Annotated in this window: 16 protein-coding genes and 1 pseudogene; 11 read left to right on the plus strand and 6 right to left on the minus strand. The window is 64.0% G+C overall.

The features are described from left to right. Positions 1–5 precede the first annotated feature (5 nt). Together ytfE and nirK are read right to left on the minus strand one after the other, a co-directional pair. Entirely contained in the window at positions 6–683 is a 678-nt protein-coding gene (gene ytfE / locus O0879_RS15805) for an iron-sulfur cluster repair protein YtfE (protein ID WP_289917327.1), read from the minus strand. 29 nt (positions 684–712) lie between these two features. Continuing rightward, the gene (gene nirK / locus O0879_RS15810; RefSeq protein ID WP_289917328.1) at positions 713–2197 is read right to left on the minus strand and encodes a copper-containing nitrite reductase; all 1485 of its coding nucleotides are present in this window, start codon (positions 2195–2197) and stop codon (positions 713–715) included. A gap of 150 nt (positions 2198–2347) precedes the next feature. Between nirK and norR the strand changes: the two genes are divergently transcribed. After that, positions 2348–3907, plus strand: coding sequence for a nitric oxide reductase transcriptional regulator NorR (norR, locus tag O0879_RS15815; RefSeq protein WP_289917330.1), 1560 nt, complete (start codon positions 2348–2350; stop codon positions 3905–3907). Between the two features lie 140 nt (positions 3908–4047). On the opposite strand, the gene O0879_RS15820 is transcribed toward norR, so the two are convergent. Together O0879_RS15820 and O0879_RS15825 are read right to left on the minus strand one after the other, a co-directional pair. Continuing rightward, a complete protein-coding gene (locus tag O0879_RS15820) occupies positions 4048–4389 on the minus strand; it encodes a cytochrome c (RefSeq protein ID WP_289917884.1) in 342 nt (113 codons plus the stop codon). Between the two features lie 14 nt (positions 4390–4403). Next, complete coding sequence (locus O0879_RS15825) at positions 4404–4733, minus strand: cytochrome c (protein ID WP_289917886.1); 330 nt, start codon at positions 4731–4733, stop codon at positions 4404–4406. Positions 4734–4966: 233 nt separating this feature from the next. Between O0879_RS15825 and O0879_RS15830 the strand changes: the two genes are divergently transcribed. From O0879_RS15830 to O0879_RS15865, 8 genes and pseudogenes are all read left to right on the plus strand, one after another. Then, complete coding sequence (locus tag O0879_RS15830) at positions 4967–5836, plus strand: MoxR family ATPase (RefSeq protein ID WP_034746522.1); 870 nt, start codon at positions 4967–4969, stop codon at positions 5834–5836. Positions 5837–5845: 9 nt separating this feature from the next. Next, on the plus strand, positions 5846–6496 hold the full coding sequence (locus tag O0879_RS15835) for a GNAT family protein (RefSeq protein WP_289917334.1): 651 nt from the start codon (positions 5846–5848) through the stop codon (positions 6494–6496). Continuing rightward, on the plus strand, positions 6490–7659 hold the full coding sequence (locus O0879_RS15840) for a hypothetical protein (protein WP_289917335.1): 1170 nt from the start codon (positions 6490–6492) through the stop codon (positions 7657–7659). The genes O0879_RS15835 and O0879_RS15840 overlap by 7 nt, the downstream gene beginning before the upstream one ends. Before the next feature lie 312 nt (positions 7660–7971). Continuing rightward, positions 7972–9159, plus strand: coding sequence for a cation:proton antiporter (locus O0879_RS15845; RefSeq protein WP_034780723.1), 1188 nt, complete (start codon positions 7972–7974; stop codon positions 9157–9159). Then, the gene (locus O0879_RS15850; RefSeq protein WP_034780287.1) at positions 9160–10290 is read left to right on the plus strand and encodes a YbdK family carboxylate-amine ligase; all 1131 of its coding nucleotides are present in this window, start codon (positions 9160–9162) and stop codon (positions 10288–10290) included. A 208-nt stretch (positions 10291–10498) separates the two neighbouring features. After that, positions 10499–10981 (plus strand): annotated as a pseudogene (locus tag O0879_RS15855) (sigma-70 family RNA polymerase sigma factor); the annotation flags it as partial. Between the two features lie 189 nt (positions 10982–11170). Continuing rightward, positions 11171–11815 (plus strand): FecR domain-containing protein, encoded by a 645-nt coding sequence (locus O0879_RS15860; protein WP_289917888.1) that lies wholly within the window; start codon positions 11171–11173, stop codon positions 11813–11815. 95 nt (positions 11816–11910) lie between these two features. Beyond that, on the plus strand, positions 11911–14382 hold the full coding sequence (locus tag O0879_RS15865; protein ID WP_289917337.1) for a TonB-dependent receptor: 2472 nt from the start codon (positions 11911–11913) through the stop codon (positions 14380–14382). Here the strand turns inward: O0879_RS15865 and O0879_RS15870 are convergent, their stop codons facing one another. Both O0879_RS15870 and O0879_RS15875 read right to left on the minus strand, forming a co-directional pair. After that, positions 14383–15462 carry an alginate lyase family protein gene (locus tag O0879_RS15870; RefSeq protein ID WP_289917339.1) on the minus strand — a complete coding sequence of 360 codons (1080 nt, stop codon included), beginning with the start codon at positions 15460–15462 and terminating at the stop codon, positions 14383–14385. Next, positions 15459–16463, minus strand: a complete 1005-nt coding sequence (locus tag O0879_RS15875) for a type 1 glutamine amidotransferase (RefSeq protein ID WP_289917341.1) — start codon at positions 16461–16463, stop codon at positions 15459–15461. The genes O0879_RS15870 and O0879_RS15875 overlap by 4 nt, the downstream gene beginning before the upstream one ends. Before the next feature lie 218 nt (positions 16464–16681). On the opposite strand from O0879_RS15875, the gene O0879_RS15880 reads away from it, so the two are divergent. Both O0879_RS15880 and dapA read left to right on the plus strand, forming a co-directional pair. After that, positions 16682–16990, plus strand: coding sequence for a hypothetical protein (locus tag O0879_RS15880; protein WP_233515995.1), 309 nt, complete (start codon positions 16682–16684; stop codon positions 16988–16990). Next, on the plus strand, positions 16987–18024 hold the full coding sequence (gene dapA, locus O0879_RS15885) for a 4-hydroxy-tetrahydrodipicolinate synthase (RefSeq protein WP_289917342.1): 1038 nt from the start codon (positions 16987–16989) through the stop codon (positions 18022–18024). Before O0879_RS15880 ends, dapA begins: the two co-directional genes overlap by 4 nt. Positions 18025–18032: the final 8 nt, after the last annotated feature.

An 18032-nucleotide genomic window follows, 5' to 3' on the forward strand; every position in this document is an offset into this window, starting at 1 on the left:
CTTTGTCAGTGCACCGCGGCCGGCGCAAAGCGCTCGAACAGGATATTGTTTTCAGTATGGATGTGCGCCATCAGGTCTGCACGGAAGGTGCGCAAGCCCGTGTACAGCGCGCGCCAGGTGGTACAGGCGCCGCCAGGGGCGGTGATATCGTTCGTCATTGCCTCCATGGCGCGCAAGGCCACGCCATGGTCGTCATGTTCCATGCGCATGACGTTGATGGGCGCGCCGGCACGCGGGCCCTGGCCGCGCACGATCATCGGGAACAGCACGTCTTCTTCCTTGCGCATATGGCTTTCCAGCTCCTGCGCCATGGCCGACAGGTGTTCCGCCAGCCCGTGCGGACAGTCGGCGCGGTCGCCATGCACCTGCTCGACCTTGCGTGCCAGGCGTATCAGCTCGGGCAACTGCTCGCGGTGCACGGCGTGGTACCGCGCCAGCAGGTGCTCCACCAGCTCGGTGGCCGAGGCTTCCTGCCAGTCACGCTCGCCGCTGGTATCTGCGCGCCCTGCCAGCAGCCGCAATTCCTCGACGATGGGTGCCGCATCCACGCCGGCCGCTTCGGCTGCTGCGCGCAGGGTCTTGTTGCCGCCGCAGCAAAAATCCAGGCGGTGCGCATCGAACAGGCGCGTGGCGCCAGGGATGCGGCGGGCCAGCTGGCCCAGGGATAGCTCGATCATTTCCATAACAGTTCCTTGAGGATGAATAGGTAGATTTATTGCACCGCGCCTGCGTGGTAGACGCCGGGTACGGGTTCGCCCGTCACTTCCAGCACGCCCACGGCGCCCTTGCCGGCGCGCGACAGCGCATGGTCGACCAGCAGGTAGCTGCCGGGGTGCTGTACCTTGAGTTCGACGATGGTCGCGCCGCCCGGTGCCACCAGGGTGGTTTGCACGTCGTGTTTCGGGCTGCTGATCGAGCCTTCGCTGTACACCTTGTCGAAGATCTCGCCGATGATGTGGAACGACGAAATCTTGTTCGGGCCGCCGACGCCGAAATAGATGCGTACCGTCTCGCCGACTTTCGCCTGCAATTTGTGCGTCTTGCTCAAGGCGCCCACTTCGCCATTGAAGACGTAGTAGTCGGGCAGCTCATTGGCCATTTTTTCCAGGTTCGGTTCCTGGTGCACGGGCGCGCCGTGCGGACGGCCCGTGTACATCTCGCCCTGCATCACGTAATACTCTCGATCCACCTTCGACAGGCCGCCTTCCGGTTCGACCAGGATCATGCCGTACATGCCGGCGGCGATATGCTGCGGCACCAGGGGGGTGGCGCAGTGGTACACATACAGGCCCGGATTGAGCGCCTTGAAGGTGACCGTTTTTTCCTGTCCCGGCGCTACCTGCGTGTGCTGTCCGCCGCCATGGCCGCCCGTCACGGCGTGCAGGTCGATCGAGTGGATCATCTTGCTGTCCTTGGCATTGAACAGAGTCAGTTCGACCGTGTCGCCCACTTTCGCGCGCAGCATCGGACCGGGTACCTGCCGGTTGAAAGTCCAATACGTAAAACTGGTGCCGTCATCGAGCTTGCCTGGCAATTCCACCGTCTCCATGCGGTACTTCAGGGTTTGCGGCGCGCGCGCGCCGATGGCGGTGGGCACGGAGGCAGGATTGGCCGCCACGCTGACAGCCGATGGGTCGGGGCCGCGCATCGGCGATGGCGCGGGCGTGTACAGGGCCAGCGCGGCGGCCTGGCTCGATTCGCTGGCCGCGCTGCCGGCGCCGGCAGCCTTCGGCGCTCCCGCTTCGGCCAGCGAAGTGCCGCTCACGACCAGCTTGCCTTCCATGCCGATCTGGCGGTGGCCGGGAATCGAGCAGTAATAGGTGAACGTACCGGCGCGCGTGACCTTGAAGCGCACGGTGGTGCTGCCGCTATTGGCGCTGAATTTGCTTGAAGCCACGTTCAGCTCGGGGATCAGCAGGTCGTGTTCGGCGCCTTCGCCGCTTTTCAGCACGAGTTCGACCGTTTCCCCCACCTTGGCCGCCAGCACGGGGGTGACCTGGCCCTTGGCGTCGATGAATACCATCTTGCCGTCGACGATATTGGTTTGCAGTTCATAGCGCTTGACCGCGGCGGCGGCAGGTTTGGCGGCAGTGGCGGCAGCGCTGGCAGGCAGGCTCGCCTGGGCCTGCACGGACAGGGGCATGGCCAGGACACAGACGGCGGCGGCAATGGCGCGGAGGGAGGGAGTCGTTTTCATCAAGCTTTCCTTGGTCTTGTATGCCGGTTTGGCACTCATACCTAGGCAAACCGTGTGCCAGGAAAAACTTGTTTTAAATCAACGATTTGAAAAACACAGGGTCGTAATGACCCTTGTTTGCCGTGGTTCGTTGTACCCTGCATGGTACTTATGACCACCACTGCCATCCACCTGCTGCTGCTCACCGACCTGGTCGCCGACCTGCCCGTGGCAGTGCGACTGCAGCGCCTGGTCGGCAGCCTGCGCGCGCACTTCGGCTGCGAAGCCGTGGCCTTGCTCAAGCTCGATGGCGAGCACTTGCGCCCCGTGGCGATGGCCGGCCTGGCTAGCGACGCGCTGGGGCGTCGCTTCGCCGTCGCCGACCATCCGCGTCTGGCCGCCATCCTGCAACGGCGCGGCGTGCTGTGCTTCCATCACGACAGCTCCCTACCCGATCCCTACGATGGCCTGATCGCCGAGCGGGCCGGCGAACCGCTGCCCGTGCACGATTGTATGGGCATGGCGCTGGACCTGGAGGGCGAACGCTGGGGTGTGATCACGCTCGACGCCCTGCAGGTAGGCACCTTCAATGGACAGGCGCAGCGCGACCTCAGTGAACTGGCTTGCGCCATCGAGGCGGCCGTGCGCGTGACCCGCCTGGAAACGGAAATCCGCGCCCTGCGCCTGTCGGGCGGCGCCATGCTGGCCGATGCGCAAGCGCCGCGCGAGGAACACGATTTCGTCGGCCAAAGCAGCGCCATCATGCACTTGCTGCACGAATTGCAAGTGGTCGCCGATTCCGAACTACCCGTGCTGCTGCTGGGAGAGACGGGCGTCGGCAAGGAATTGTGCGCACACCGCCTGCACCGGCTGTCGCGCCGCGCAGGCAAGCCCTTGATCCATGTCAATTGCGCGGCCTTGCCCGAGTCCCTGGCCGAGAGCGAATTGTTCGGCCATGTACGCGGCGCGTTTTCCGGCGCCGTCAGCGACCGGCCCGGGCGTTTCGAGGCGGCCGAAGGGGGCACCCTGTTTCTCGATGAAGTGGGGGAGTTGCCGCTGTCGATACAGGCCAAGCTGCTGCGCACCTTGCAAAATGGCGAAATCCAGCGCCTGGGCGCGGACCGGCCGCGCCGCGTCAACGTGCGCGTGATCGCCGCCACCAACCGCAGCCTGCGCGAACATGTGCGCGACGGCTCGTTCCGCGCCGACCTGTATCACCGCTTGTCCGTGTATCCCGTGCCGATTCCACCGCTGCGCGAGCGGGGCAATGACGTGCTGCTGCTGGCCGGTGGTTTTCTTGAGCTCAACCGCGCGCGCCTGGGCTTGCGCAGCCTGCGCCTGTCCGCCGCGGCGGAAAACGCCCTGTGCCACTACCGCTGGCCGGGCAACGTGCGCGAACTGGAACATGTGATCAGCCGGGCCGCGCTGAAAGCCGTGATCCGCGGCGCGGACCGCAAGGACATCGTGACCTTGGAAACGGATATGCTCGACCTCGATGCGCTGGAGGCGCCAGCCGGTGCGAACGCGTCGCTGCCTGCGCCGGCCGCGTGCGGAGCGCCAGCAGCGCCGCTGCTGTCCATGCATCAGATCGTGGAAGCGAGCCAGCGCCAGGCCATCCGGCAAGCGCTGGTGCTACATCAGGATAACTGGGCCGCTGCCGCGCGCCAGCTGGGGCTGGACGCCAGCAATCTGCACAAGCTGGCGCGCCGGGTGGGGCTGAAGAACACCTAACCAAACCTACTGCGCGTCGGTATAGGCAACCTGCGATGCTCACTGTGCTTCAGCACAGTTCCGCGTCTCGGCCGCCTCTCCCTTCCGCTCGCTACGGTTTTGTCAGATGTCAGAACAACTAATAACCCCTGCGATACCGCTCAGCGGTGAATGACCAGGGTGGTCGGCAGGCTGTGCAGGTAGGCGGCCAGGTCCTTGATGTCCTGGTTGCTCAGCGGTTTCACCTGGCCCGTCATGATGGCGTTATTGCGGCCATTGGCCTTGTCGCCCCGTTTATACGCCGTCAAGGCGTGTTCCAGGTAATCCTTGTGCTGACCCGCCAATTTCGGATAGGACGGGTCGATGGGCGAACCGTAATCCTTGCCATGGCAGGTGGCGCAGCTGTATTTTTCGGCCAGGGCCTTGCCCGTATTGATATTGCCGGCGGCGCTGGCGGAAAACGAGACGGTGGCCCAAACGAGGGCGGCGAGTAGTGTTTTCATCATCTGGCTGGTCCTCAGTTCGGCTTGGCTTGTTGCGCATAATACGCGGCGACATCGGCGATATCCTGGTCCGACAGGCTGCTGGCGATGCCCTTCATGCTCGGGTGCTTGCGATCGCCCTTCTTGTAGGCTTGCAGCACATTCTCGATATATTTTGCCGGCTGGCCGCCGATCATCGGCACCTGGAACACTTCGGGGAAGGTTGCCTTGTAACCGGGGATGCCATGGCAGCCGATACACATTTCCACCTTGGCAGTGGCTGCCTTGGCGTTTCCTACAATGTCAGCCGCTGTGACGGCATTTGCTATGCCGGCAAGCACGAGAAGTGCAAATATTTTTTTCATAGTGGCAATGTGAACAAAGGTAATCGGAGAAACGCCAGAGCTGGTTTTTATTGATTTTATGTGTTGACAATTAAGGTTGACAATTAATCTGCTGCCTGCCGATTCTAGCCAAGATATTCTTGCAAGTCCACCTATAAAACCCGCATTGTAGGCAGGCAGGCACAGGCCGTCCGCGTGGCAGTGCGCCACAGTTCTGTTTATACTCACCATTTCCCTACTTTGGCAGACCGCTCATGCAAGCACAGCACACCCAGCAAGGCCAACGCTTCGAAGGTTCCGACAGCTATGTCGCCACCGCCGACCTGAAACTGGCCGTGAATGCGGCGCTGACCCTGCAACGCCCGCTGCTGATCAAGGGCGAACCGGGCACGGGCAAGACCATGCTGGCCGAGGAAGTGGCCGCCGCGCTGAACATGCCGCTGATGCAATGGCATATCAAATCGACCACCAAGGCGCAGCAGGGCCTGTACGAATACGACGCCGTCTCGCGCCTGCGCGACTCGCAGCTGGGCGACGAGCGCGTGCGCGACATCCAGAACTACATCGTCAAGGGCGTGCTGTGGCAGGCGTTCACGGCGCCCGAACCGGTGGTGCTGTTGATCGATGAAATCGACAAAGCCGACATCGAATTCCCGAACGACCTGTTGCGCGAACTGGACCGCATGGAATTCTATGTGTATGAGACGCGCGAAATGGTCACGGCGCGCCACCGTCCGCTCGTCATCATCACCTCGAACAACGAGAAGGAATTGCCGGACGCCTTCCTGCGCCGCTGCTTCTTCCATTACATCAAATTCCCGGACAAGGACACGATGGAGCAGATCGTCGCCGTCCACTACCCGCACCTGAAACAGGAATTGCTGGCGCAGGCGCTGCAAACCTTCTATGAAGTGCGCGACGTGCCGGGCCTGAAGAAAAAACCGTCAACGTCGGAATTCCTCGACTGGCTCAAGCTCCTGCTGGCCGAAGACATCCCGGCCGAAGCCTTGCGCAGCAAGGACAACAAGGCCGTCGTGCCGCCGCTGCACGGCGCGCTGTTGAAAAACGAACAGGACGTGCACCTGTTCGAGCGCCTGATGTTCATGTCGCGCACCAACCGCTAAGGAGCGCCGGTGAACGACATCAGCCCGGACAAGGTCTTCGTCCCCCTGGAACTGCACGGCATCCGCCTCGAAGCGCTGGCGCCGCACCACGCGCCCGGCTTGCGCGCCGCGGCCATGGATGGCGAACTGTGGAACCTGCGCGTCACCTCCGTGCCCGAACCGGACCAGGTGGACCAGTACATTTTCAAGGGCATCGAGATGCGCCCTTCGCGCTTCGCCTTTGCCGTCATCGACGTGGCCAGCGGCGAGGTGCTCGGCACCACCAGCTACCACGACGTGGTGCCAGCCATCGGACGCCTGGAAATCGGCTACACCTGGTATGCGAAGCGCTGCCAGCGCAGCCACGTCAACACCACCTGCAAATTGCTGCTGCTGGCGCACGCCTTCGACACGCTGGGCTGCGCGCTGGTGGGCCTGCGCACCGACAATTTCAACCATGCTTCGCAGGCGGCCATCGAACGCCTGGGCGCGAAAAAGGATGGCGTGCTGCGCCACCATGCGCTGCGCCGCGACGGCACCGTGCGCGACACGGTCATGTACAGCATCACGCGCGGCGAGTGGCCGGAAATCGCCGCCCATCTGCGCTACAAGCTGGCGCAGCGCCCGATCACCGCACTGCCTCGCGCAGGCGACGCCAGGACAGAGGAAGCGCCATGCTGATCGATTTCTTCTTCACGCTCAAGGATGCGAAGATTCCCGTCTCGATCAAGGAATTTTTGACCCTGCTCGAAGCGCTGCAAAAGAACGTCATCGACGCCTCGATGGACGATTTTTACTATCTGGCGCGCTTGACCCTGGTCAAGGACGAAGCCCATTTCGACAAGTTCGACCGCGCGTTTGCACAGTACTTCAAGGGCGTCAACGCGGCCTTCGACACGAATGCGGCGATTCCCCTCGACTGGTTGCTCAAGCGCATGCAGCGCGAGCTGTCCGAGGAACAGAAGGCGCAGCTGGAGAAATTCGGCTACGACAAGCTGATGGACCGTCTGAACGAGCTGCTGAAGGAGCAGAAGGAACGCCACGAGGGCGGCAGCAAGTGGATCGGCACGGGCGGCACGTCGCCGTTCGGCAATGGCGGCACGAACCCGGAAGGCATCCGCATCGGCGGCAAGGGCGGCAACCGCACGGCGGTGAAAGTGTGGGAGGCGCGCAGCTACAAGGATTACGACGGCGAGCGCGAACTGGGCACGCGCAACATCAAGGTGGCCTTGCGCCGCCTGCGCAAGTTCGCGCGCGAAGGCGCGGAAGATGAACTGGCGCTCGACGCCACCATCGCCGCCACAGCCAATAACGCCGGCTATCTGGATATCAAAATGCGGCCCGAGCGCAAGAACCGCATCAAGGTGCTGATGTTGCTCGACGTGGGTGGCAGCATGGACGACCATATCGAGCGCACCGAGGAACTGTTCTCGGCGGCGAAGACGGAATTCAAGAACATGGAGTTCTTTTACTTCCATAACTGCGTCTACGACTACCTGTGGAAGAACAACCGGCGCCGCAACGCCGAGCGTTTCCCCACCTGGGACGTGCTGCGCAAGTACCCGCCCGACACCAAGCTGATTTTCGTCGGCGACGCCACCATGAGCCCCTATGAAATCCTGCAGCCGGGCGGCAGCGTCGAATACAACAACGAGGAAGCGGGATCGGCGTGGCTGGCCCGCTTTACCCAGGCGTTCCCGAAATTCATCTGGCTCAATCCCGAATCGGAGGGATTGTGGCAATACCGCCAGTCGATCGGGGTGATGCGGCAGTTGATGAACAACCGCATGTTCCCCCTGTCGATCGACGGGCTGGAACGGGGCATGCGTCTGCTCAGTAAATAAAAGCACGCAACAAAAAGTCCATGGCGGCAGGGGGCCGCCATGCCGTACACTGCGACACGGCACTACCGTGCGGAGCCTCTCCGCTGCGGGCGGGTACCATACGCTGATACCAGCCCTGCCCAACCTGCTGCATCCTGTGCGCGGCCGCCATGGCCGCGACACTGTTCGATTGCGCACATCGTGCGCGCCTTCTGCTCCGGTAGAATCGGCGCATCGCTCTGCGCAAACCATGCACCATCGCTGCACCATGACATTGCCGCGCCAGCCCCCGTGCTGCCGGCCGGTGCCAGCGCCATTTTCAAAGGAATGAGCATGCAAAGTCTGATCTCGATCGCCGCCGACCTGTCCTGGCCGTTCGCCATCACCCTGGCCTGGGTGGTGGGCGAATTCGGCCACCGCTGGACTGGCCTGCCGCGCATCAGTTTTTACGGCGTGATCGGTTTCGTCCTCGCCCAAACCCAGGTGGGCATCCTGCCGCAGACGGACGCCGGCCCCATGCTGGTGCTGGCCGACGTGGCCTTCGGCCTGATCCTGTTCGAGGTGGGCTACCGCATCAACCTGCGCTGGCTGAAGAACAATCCGTGGATCGCCGTCACGGGCCTGGTCGAATCCTTGCTGACCTTTGCCGTCGTCTACTTCATCGGCATCGAATTCGGCAGCACCTCAATGACAGCGCTGCTGCTGGCATCACTCGCCATGTCCACCTCGCCGGCCACCATCATGCGCGTCATCAACGAGGAGCGCAGTTCGGGCCAGGTCACGGAACGCATCGTCCACCTCACCGCCCTCAATTGCGTGCTGGCCGTCTTCACGTTCAACATCATCGTCGGCTTCTGGATGTTCCAGAGTTCCACCGACCTGATCGAAGCCAGCAGCAGCAGCGCCGCCGTGCTGGCCGCCTCGGTGGCCGCCGGTACCGTCTTCGGCATCGTCGTGCCGGCCATGCTGCGCCGCCTGGGCAATATGGCGCAGGATGCCACCGTCGCCTTCGCGCTGTCGGTGATGCTGCTCGTCGCCCTCACCTACACTACCAGCCTGTCGCCGCTGCTGGCCACCCTCACCTTCGGCCTGGTGGCGCGCCACCGCCGTGTCGCCTTCAGCCAGGCGCAGCGCAATTTCGGCGCGCTGGGCGAGCTGCTGACGGTGCTGCTGTTCGTGTATGCCGCCTCGACCCTGGAATGGGCCAGCGTGGCTGCCGGCGCGGGCCTGGCCCTGGCCGTCGTCGGCGGGCGATTGCTGACGAAAGTCGTCGGCGTGGCCGCGTTCTCGCATGTCAGCGGTATTTCCTGGCGCAAGGGCGTGCTGACGGGCGTGGCGCTGACGCCCGTCTCCGTCTTCATCATCCTGCTGCTGGAGCACGCGCGCCAGCACGGCGTGAACTTCGGCGACGAATTGAACGCCCTGGCCGCCATCACCCTGGGCCTGGAACTGGTCGGCCCCGTGCTGGTGCAGCGCGTGCTGATGCTGGCCAAAGAAACCCACGAAATCAAGGAGCGCTAAATGCCGCTGGAACCCTTTGGCCAATCGGCCGCGCTGACCTTCGGCGTCGAACTCGAACTGCAACTGGTGAACCTGTCGGACTATGACTTGACGGCCGCCAGCCCCGACCTGCTGCATCTGCTGAACAAAAAACCGTTCCCCGGCAACGTCACGCCGGAAATCACCGAGAGCATGATCGAGATCAACTCGAGCGTGCACACGCATCACGGCCCCCTGCTGGAGCAGCTGCAGGAAATCCGCGACACCTTGATCACGGCCGGCGACAAGCTCAATATCGGCATCGCGGGCGGCGGCACGCACCCGTTCCAGCAATGGTCGTCGCAAAAGATCTTTTCCAAGCCCCGCTTCCAGGAGATTTCGGAACTGTACGGCTACCTGGCCAAGCAATTCACCATCTTCGGCCAGCACGTGCACATCGGCTGCGCCTCGGGCGACGACGCCATGTTCCTGCTGCATTCGCTGAACCGCTACATCCCCCACTTCATCGCCCTGTCGGCGTCCTCGCCCTACGTGCAGGGACGCGACACCCTGTTCGATTCGGCCCGCCTCAATTCCGTGTTCGCGTTTCCCATGAGCGGGCGCGCGCCGTTTACGCTGAGCTGGGACCAGTTCTCCAACGAGTATTTCGCCAAGATGGAGAACACGGGCATCATCAAGAGCATGAAGGATTTTTACTGGGATATCCGTCCCAAGCCGGAATTCGGCACCATCGAACTGCGCGTGTGCGACACGCCGCTGACGGTGGAACGGGCCGCCGCGCTGGCCGCCTACCTGCAAGCGCTGTGCCGTTACCTGCTCGAACGCCGCGAAACCCCGCCGGTGGAAGACGATTATCTCGTATATAACTACAACCGCTTCCAGGCTTGCCGCTTCGGCCTCGATGGCGCCATCACGCATCCGAAAACCTACGAAACGATGTCACTGCGCGAAGACATCATGACCACCCTGCGCAAGATGGAACCGCACGCCGAGGCGCTGGGCAGCACGCCAGCTCTGAAACACCTGTCGGACGTGGCCAAGCAATGGAGCGACGCGCAATACCTGCGCAAGCAGCACAGCTTGCAGGGCAGTGCCGAGGGCATGGTCGATTCGGCGATCAGATGTTTTCGCGGTGAACCGATGAACTATTGACGCTGTCCGGTCCAGCCAACGTCGCGTCCATGGGGTCTGACCTGCCGGGTCAGCCCCCAGCATTCAACAACGTCAAACCCAAAAAAACCACACCCCATCTCCCCATCGTTTACAGCCGCCACCACCGCTTGTTACAATAAGTGAGAATGATTCTTATTATTGTTTAAAAACACCAGCCCACCCGGGCCGGCCATGCAAGGGGAATGCGATGCCGCTGGCAGAGCCGCTACAACGCCAGGACATCGCGACACTGTATGCCGACCACCACGGCTGGCTGCAGGGCTGGCTGCGCAAGAAGCTGGGCAGCACGGCGTGCGCGGCCGATGTGGCGCACGACACCTTCATGCGCCTGCTCGACCGCGAAGACGCCGTCGCCGCGCGCGAGCCGCGCGCCTTTCTCGCCACCGTCGCGCAGCGCGTGCTGTTCAACCACTACCGCCGTCAGAAACTCGAAGAGGCTTACCTCGACGTGCTGGCGCAACTGCCGCCCCGGCATGCGCCATCGCCAGAGGAGCGGGCACTGCTGCTGGCGACCGTGTTTGAACTCGACCGCATGCTTGACGGCTTGCCGCCTCCCGTGAAACGGGCTTTTTTACTACGCCAGCTCGACGAGCTGCCGCAGGAAGACATCGCGCACCAGCTCGGCATCTCGCTGGCCACGGTGAAACGCCACCTGCAGCGGGCCGGCAGCGCCACGCAGGCGTGGCAGCAGTTGCAAACGCAGCATGAACACCTGCCGCCCGCCATCCACGCCACCCTGCTGCGCGCCTGCGTGCAAGCGAATGCGCCGCGCCGCCATGCCGTCAAGACCCTGGCCCTGCTGCTGGCCTGCGGTGCCTCGCTGTATGCGTTTGAGCGCCGCAGCCCATGGCGCGGCTGGATGGCCGATTACCGCACGGCAGTCAACCAGCGCCGCGTGGTGACCCTGGACGATGGCACCCAGCTCACGCTCAACACCAGCAGCGCCGTGAACATCGCTTACGACGGCGAGCGGCGCAGCATCGAACTGCTGGCCGGCGAAATCTTCATTGCCACCGGCAAGGATGCGGCACGGCGCCCCTTCTTCGTCGCCACACCGCATGGCAGCCTGCAGGCACTGGGCACGCGCTTCACCGTGCGCCTGCACGATGACTATGCCAGCGCCGGCGTGCTCGACGGGGCCGTCGCCGTACTGGCCAGCGACGGCGCCCAGCGCCTGGTGCTGCGTCCCGGCGAAGGCGCCCATTTCGACAGCAGCAGCCATCATCGCCAGGCGCTGGCGCCATATGGCGGCGCCTGGCTCGATGGCATGCTGGTGGCGCGCGACATGCGCCTGGCCGATTTCCTCGCCGAGCTGGCGCGCTACAGCGAGCATCCGCTGGCCTGCACGCCCGCCATCGCCGGCTTGCGCGTCTCCGGTTCCTACCCGCTGGCCGATGTCGGCGCCATCCTCGACGCCGTCAGCGCCAGCCTGCAATTGCGGCGCAATACCGTCACGCGCTTCTGGGGCCATCAAGTCGTCAGGATCGAACTGGCGGCCCGCTGAATTAAATTTTCTGCAAAGTGAGCTGTTTCTGCGTGCTCGCGTGACTTGGAAGATAGGTAGTCTCCATCTTGCGCATCCACGAAAGGTTTTATTCCATGCACCACGCTTCGCGTTCCCTCCTTACCCGCACCGTCCTGGCCTGCGCCCTGTCGCAGATCGGCATGGCTCTCACCCTGCCGGCGCTGGCCCAGGCACAAAGCCAGCAAGTGCGCGTCTACAGTATCCCCGCCGGCGCGCTGGGCGATGCGCTGACGCGCTTCGGCAGCGACAGCGCCATTTTATTGTCGTTCTCCAGCGACGCCACGCAAGGCTTGCGCAGCGCCGGCCTGCAAGGCAGCTATGGCGTGCACGATGGTTTCCGCGTGCTGCTGGCTGGCAGCGGCCTGCAAGCCGTGCCGCAATCGAACGGCGGCTACCTGCTGCAAAAGATCGCCACCAGCGCGAACGCTTCCACTGCGGATAGCCGCGGCGTGGCCGTCATGGGCGGCGTCACCGTTGTGGCGGCCGCCGAGCGCAGCGCCGCCACCAGCGGCACGGACAGCTATACGGGCGGCCCCGCCAGCGGCGCCACGGGACTGGCGTTGACGCAACGCGAAACGCCGCAGTCGCTGACCATCGTCACGCGCCAGCAGATGGATGACCAGAACAGCAACGCCGTCTCCGACGTCATGAAGAACGTCAATGGCGTGAGTGTGCAAAATTACGACAGCGACCGCTGGAGCTTCCAGGCGCGCGGCTTTGCCGTCACCAATTTCCAGTACGACGGCGTGTCGGCCATCTATGACGGCGTTTACGACTGGGGCACGACGAACAGCGACATGGCCATCTATGACCGCATCGAAGTGCTGAAAGGCGCGACGGGCCTGATGAGCGGTTCGGGCGACCCGTCGGCCACCGTCAACATGGTGCGCAAGCGCCCCACCGCCAGCTTTGAGGGTTCGGCGACCCTGGGCGCGGGATCGTGGGACAACTACCGCGGTGAAGCCGATGTCTCCGGCCCGCTCAATGCCAGCCGCACGGTGCGCGGCCGCCTGGTGGGCGCCTACCAGGACAAGCACTCCTACCTGGATCGCTACACGCAGCAGAAATCCGTCGCCTACGGCATCATCGAGGCGGACCTGACACCCGTCACCCTGCTCACGACCGGCTTCACGCACCAGGATTACAAGCCGCGCGGGTCGACCTGGACCGGTTTCCCCGTCCTGCTGTCCGACGGCACCCGCACGGATTTCCCCACCTCGTGGAACCCGGCCACGGACTGGAGCCGCCGCGACATGCAGAACACCACCCTATTTACGTCGCTGGAACACAGCTTCGCCAACGCGTGGAAAGTGAAATTGAGCGCCAATCAGTTGCGCAGCAAGCATGACAGCGTGCTCGGTTCGGCCAGCGGCGGCAATCCCGACCCCGCCACGGGCGCAGGCGCGTTTTTCTTCATGGGCAAATACAAGGGCGACCGCCGCCAGACCACCGTCAACGTCGACGCCAGCGGCCCGTTTACCGCGTTTGGCCGCCAGCATGAAGCGATGATCGGTTATTCCAGTTCGACGGCGAAGCAGGATGGTCCCGTCTATGATTCGGTCTACCCGCCCGTCGAAGGCAGTTATTTCGACTGGCGCGGCCAGTACGCGGAACTGGCGTTCAAGCGCCTGGGCAACGACAACGATAGCACGCGCCAGAGCGGCCTGTATGGCGCCGTGCGCCTGCATCCGCTTGACGCGCTGTCGGTGATTCTCGGCGCACGCGTCAGCGATTACAAGCAGGAGCAGGACCGCACTTTCTTCGACGCCGGCACCGCGCGCATCACCTCGCGCATCGAGGAAAACAAGGTCATCACGCCGTATGCGGGCGTCGTGTATGACCTCGACAAGACGTATTCCGTGTTCGGCAGCTACACGAGCATCTTCGCGCCGCAAAGCAGCCGCGACATCAACCGCAACTTCCTGTCGCCCGTGCGCGGCAAGGGTGTGGAAGCGGGTGTGAAGGCAGAGTACCTCGATGGCAAGGTCAATGCCAGCGCGTCCCTGTTCCAGATCCGTCAAAGCAACGTGGCCAGCCCTGTGGGCGAAGTCAACGGTGAGATAATGTATAAAGCCATCGACGGCGTCACCAGTCGTGGCGTGGAAATGGAAGTGACGGGCGAAGTGGCCAAGGATGTGAGGCTGAGCGCCGGCTACACCTACACCCACGTGCGCGATGCGGATGGCAAGGATGTCTTTTCTACCATGTTGAAAACGACGCAGCCTGCCCACCTGGTGCGCGTGCAAGGCACGTGGCGCCTGCCGGCCAGCCTGGACAAGCTGACCGTCGGTGGCGGCATCAACTGGCAAAGCAGCTACGACGGCAATATCTGGAACCCCGCCATCGAGGACAATTCACGCATCAAGCAGGGCGGCTACGCGCTGCTCAACCTGATGGCGCGCTACGAAATCAGCAGGAACGTCACGGCCAGCGTCAATGTGAACAACCTGCTGGACAAGAAATACTTCACGGGCCTCGGCCTGTTCCAGACGGGCTTTTACGGTGAACCGCGCAATGTGATGTTCACCGTGCGCACGAAGTTTTAATCAGCTCCCATACAGCGCCAGCGCCCAGGCTGGCGGGTGCAATTCCAGCGCCAGCGGCAGGTAAGCGGGATCGAAGCGCGCCGCCAGCAGATACACATTGGCGGCGCCCTTCGGCTCCCAATTCCCCGTAAAGCCTTTTTCGCCGGCCGCCACGCGCTTGCGGTCGAAGGGCACGGCGCTCTTGGCGAACTCCTCGTGCGTCTTTCTCCCCTGCGCGTACGGCGCCAGCCAGGCCAGCGCCTCGGCCAGGCGCCGCGCTTCCGGCGCGCCATACCAGTCATCGCCATGCGCCTGCGCCATCAGGGCGGTCGTCAGCAACGGCTCCAGGCTGTAGGTGGTGTAATGCAGGGCATCGCGCTGCTCGAAGTCGAAGGGTACGCCGCCGACGCCGATATTGCGCGGCACGTGCGCCAGCAAGCGTTCCTTCGCCCGCGCGATCAGCAAGGCGTCGCCCGTGACATACGCGGCGGCCGTGCCGATCTTGATGCGGTGGCTATGCCAGTTGTTGCGCGCCGTGGACGGGCCGCCCACCTTGATGGGGTCACTCAGATATCCGTGCGCCAGGGTGCGGCAAAACGCCTGCACCTGTTCGCGCTCGACGCCGTTCAAGCGTTCCTGCACCAGGTCAAAGCCCATCAGGAGGCTGGCCAGCTCCGTCTCGTCGACGGGACTGAACGACGGCTGGTAGGCGCCGCTCCAGGCCAGCAGCAGCTGGCGCGCCGCCTCGAAATGCGCCATCTCGCCCGATAGTCTCCAGGCCAGCGCCTGCAGGCGCGCCTGGCGCCAGTCTTCCTGCGCCTGCTGGCTGGTCTCGCGTCCGCCCTCGCCCTTCAGCAAGCCGCCCGTGCGCACTTCGGCCATCAGGTGCACGGGGCGCGCCGCATCCTTGCGCGCCGCCTTGACCACCTGTTCCGCAATGGCCGGCACCACCCGCGCCTTGAGCGTGCGGGCGCGCGCGGCGGACGTCAGCGCAAACGGCAGCGCGCCTTCATGCGGACGCGGCGCCGCGCGCAAGCCAGCCAGGGGCAGCGCCAGCAGGCCGGCCAGCACAATGCGCCGGCGCATCAGGTGCGTACTCAAAACCGCGTCTCCCGCGCCGCGCGCAAAAAGTTATCGAGGATGGGTGTGCAATCGAGCAGTTCGACGCCGCCCGCCGAATGGAATTCCGGGTGCCACTGCAGGCCCATGACGAAGCGCGCCCGCTGGTAGCGGATGGCTTCGACGATATTGTCCCCTTGCGAATACGCTTCCACCGTGATGTCGCGCCCCAGGTCCTTGACCGACTGATGGTGGATGGAATTGACGAGTGCCTCGCCCGTCTTCGGGAACAACCCCGCCAGCGACGAGCCTTTCGGGAAGACGATGCTGTGGCGGTGGCGGTCATACAGGTCGTTGACGTGCGAGGTGGCGCCTTCCACATCCGAGGCGATGTCCTGGTACAGGGTGCCGCCAAAGCCCACATTGATCAGTTGGCAGCCGCGGCAGATGCCCAGCACGGGCTTGCCCGCATCGACGAATTCGTGCAGCAGTTCCAGTTCGTACAGGTCGCGCGCGCGGTCGCCGCTCCATTCGGGCCGCGTGGCCGCCTCCGAATACGTCTGCGGCGAAACGTCGGCGCCGCCCTGCAGCACCAGGCCGTCCAGGTGGCGCGCATAGTGGCGCAAGGTGATGTTGCTCGGGTGGAGCTGGCCGCTGGTATTGACGGTCGGGATCATGAACACCAGCACGTCGCGCGACATGACCCACTGGGCGATCGACTCTTCCAGGTATTGCAGGTTCTTGCTGCGCAGGCCAGTGGCGCCCGGTTCGGGGTGAAAAATGCGCGCCGAGATACCGATGCGCAAAGTACGCCGCATGAAATCGCGGCTGGCCTTGTCGCGCATGGAGCGGTAGCGCGACGAGATCACCCGCCATGCCAGCGCCAGCGGCGTGTCGTTGTCCTTCAGATAGCGGGGTGCGGCATCGCGCGCGCGGTGCTCATCATCGGGCGCCCTGCCTACCCGGTCGGGCCGCGCCGAAGCTGGCGCTGGCGCCGCGGGATCGGTGGAAGGGGGAAGCTGGGGATCTTTTTCGTCTGACATGGCGGGGCTGACTGAAAGCGGAGACGTTTTCAATATAAACCCCTGCCCCGGAAAGCACGATTCAATTTTGTAACAAAAGCCCACGCGCGGGGCATCCACGCAACACGTCCACGTCCGATGCATACAGTCCGTTTACGCTGGCGGCCCCGCTTTTTAGAGAATCTTTACGCCCCCGCTGCTAATCTTGAACGTACCTCAACCACCGCTGCAAAGCCACCATGGAACCCCATTCACGCCTGCAAACGCATCAAGCGCATCAAGCCCTGCCCCACCGCCATCCCCGCCTGCCCACCTTTCTCATGCATATCACGGTCGACAAAGCCTGTCTGGCCGAGCTGCGCCAGCTGGTCGTGCGAACCTGCGGCGGCATGCTGTCATTCATGCGCGTCGAGGCAGTCGACCACGCCGAGCGCATGAAAGTCTGGCTGTGCGTGACGGAACCGGCCCTGCGCCTGACCATGGATGCCGTCATGCGCCTGCTGCCGGCGGCAGAATTTGGCCGCATCAGCCAGGGGAAATCGCTATGAACCAGTATGCCTGCGAACACGCGATGTCATCCATGCGCATCACCGCGCACTTCCAGGGTATCTGGGTGCCGATGGTCACGCCATTCCTTGATGTCGATGGCGACATCGACTTCGACGCCGCCCAGCAACTGGCGTGCGAACTGGCCGCCAGCGGCATCGATGGCCTGGTGGTGTGCGGCACCACGGGCGAAGCGGCCATGCTGAGCGCCGCGGAACAGACCATGCTGCTCGACAGCGTGCTCGAAGCCGTCGGCCCCCGTTTCCCCGTCGTGATGGGCATCGGCGGCAGCGATACGCGCACCGTCGTCGGCACGGTGCAGCGCTACAACGACCATCCGCTGGCCGGCCTGCTGGTCTCCGCTCCCGCCTATGTGCGCCCTTCCCAGGACGGCATCGTGCGCCACTTCCAGGCCATCGCCGCCGCCACCGACCAATCCATCGTGCTGTACAACGTGCCGGCGCGCACGGGCGTCAACATCGAACCGCAGACCGCCGCGCTGCTGGCGCGCGACTCGCACTTCGTCGCCATCAAGGAAGCGGGCGGCAAGCTGCAGCAGCTGGGCGAACTGCTGCTCGACACGCGCCTGGACGTCCTGTGCGGCGACGATGCGCTGCTGCTGGCCAGCCTGTCCATGGGCGGCCACGGCGCCATGTCGGCCGCCGCCCAGGTCCGTCCCGATCTGTATGCGCAGCTATATCATCTGGTCAAGCAGGGCCGCCACGGCGCCGCCGGTGCCCTGTTCAAGACCATGCTGCCCGTCATCCGCCTGCTGTTTGCCGAACCCAATCCCGCTCCCGTCAAAGCGGCGCTGACCATGCAAGGCAAGGTGCGCGACGCATTGCGCCTGCCGATGACGCCCATGTCCGCCGCCGGCCAGGCCGCCCTGGCCGCGGCGCTCGAACCCCTGATGGAACTGCCCGCATGGACCGCCTGCGACAGGGATGCGCCGCGCGAAGGCTGTCTGCTGCAGCTGGTTTCCCCCGCCAATATCATGCCAGCCGTGCGCCAAGATGATCATCGCCATCACGGATGAACGCGGGG

Source organism: Janthinobacterium sp. SUN120 (assembly GCF_030397735.1).
Lineage (GTDB): Bacteria > Pseudomonadota > Gammaproteobacteria > Burkholderiales > Burkholderiaceae_D > Janthinobacterium > Janthinobacterium kumbetense.

Excerpts from the sequence above, each read along its gene's own strand:
- O0879_RS15845 (WP_034780723.1), top strand. The coding sequence starts at position 7,972 with ATGCAAAGTCTGATCTCGATCGCCGCCGACCTGTCCTGGCCGTTCGCC.
- O0879_RS15820 (WP_289917884.1), bottom strand. The coding sequence starts at position 4,389 with ATGAAAACACTACTCGCCGCCCTCGTTTGGGCCACCGTCTCGTTTTCC.
- O0879_RS15875 (WP_289917341.1), bottom strand. The coding sequence starts at position 16,463 with ATGTCAGACGAAAAAGATCCCCAGCTTCCCCCTTCCACCGATCCCGCG.
- O0879_RS15850 (WP_034780287.1), top strand. The coding sequence starts at position 9,160 with ATGCCGCTGGAACCCTTTGGCCAATCGGCCGCGCTGACCTTCGGCGTC.
- ytfE (WP_289917327.1), bottom strand. The coding sequence starts at position 683 with ATGGAAATGATCGAGCTATCCCTGGGCCAGCTGGCCCGCCGCATCCCT.
- O0879_RS15840 (WP_289917335.1), top strand. The coding sequence starts at position 6,490 with ATGCTGATCGATTTCTTCTTCACGCTCAAGGATGCGAAGATTCCCGTC.
- nirK (WP_289917328.1), bottom strand. The coding sequence starts at position 2,197 with ATGAAAACGACTCCCTCCCTCCGCGCCATTGCCGCCGCCGTCTGTGTC.
- O0879_RS15830 (WP_034746522.1), top strand. The coding sequence starts at position 4,967 with ATGCAAGCACAGCACACCCAGCAAGGCCAACGCTTCGAAGGTTCCGAC.
- O0879_RS15825 (WP_289917886.1), bottom strand. The coding sequence starts at position 4,733 with ATGAAAAAAATATTTGCACTTCTCGTGCTTGCCGGCATAGCAAATGCC.
- O0879_RS15865 (WP_289917337.1), top strand. The coding sequence starts at position 11,911 with ATGCACCACGCTTCGCGTTCCCTCCTTACCCGCACCGTCCTGGCCTGC.
- O0879_RS15880 (WP_233515995.1), top strand. The coding sequence starts at position 16,682 with ATGGAACCCCATTCACGCCTGCAAACGCATCAAGCGCATCAAGCCCTG.
- O0879_RS15860 (WP_289917888.1), top strand. The coding sequence starts at position 11,171 with ATGGCCGATTACCGCACGGCAGTCAACCAGCGCCGCGTGGTGACCCTG.
- norR (WP_289917330.1), top strand. The coding sequence starts at position 2,348 with ATGACCACCACTGCCATCCACCTGCTGCTGCTCACCGACCTGGTCGCC.
- dapA (WP_289917342.1), top strand. The coding sequence starts at position 16,987 with ATGAACCAGTATGCCTGCGAACACGCGATGTCATCCATGCGCATCACC.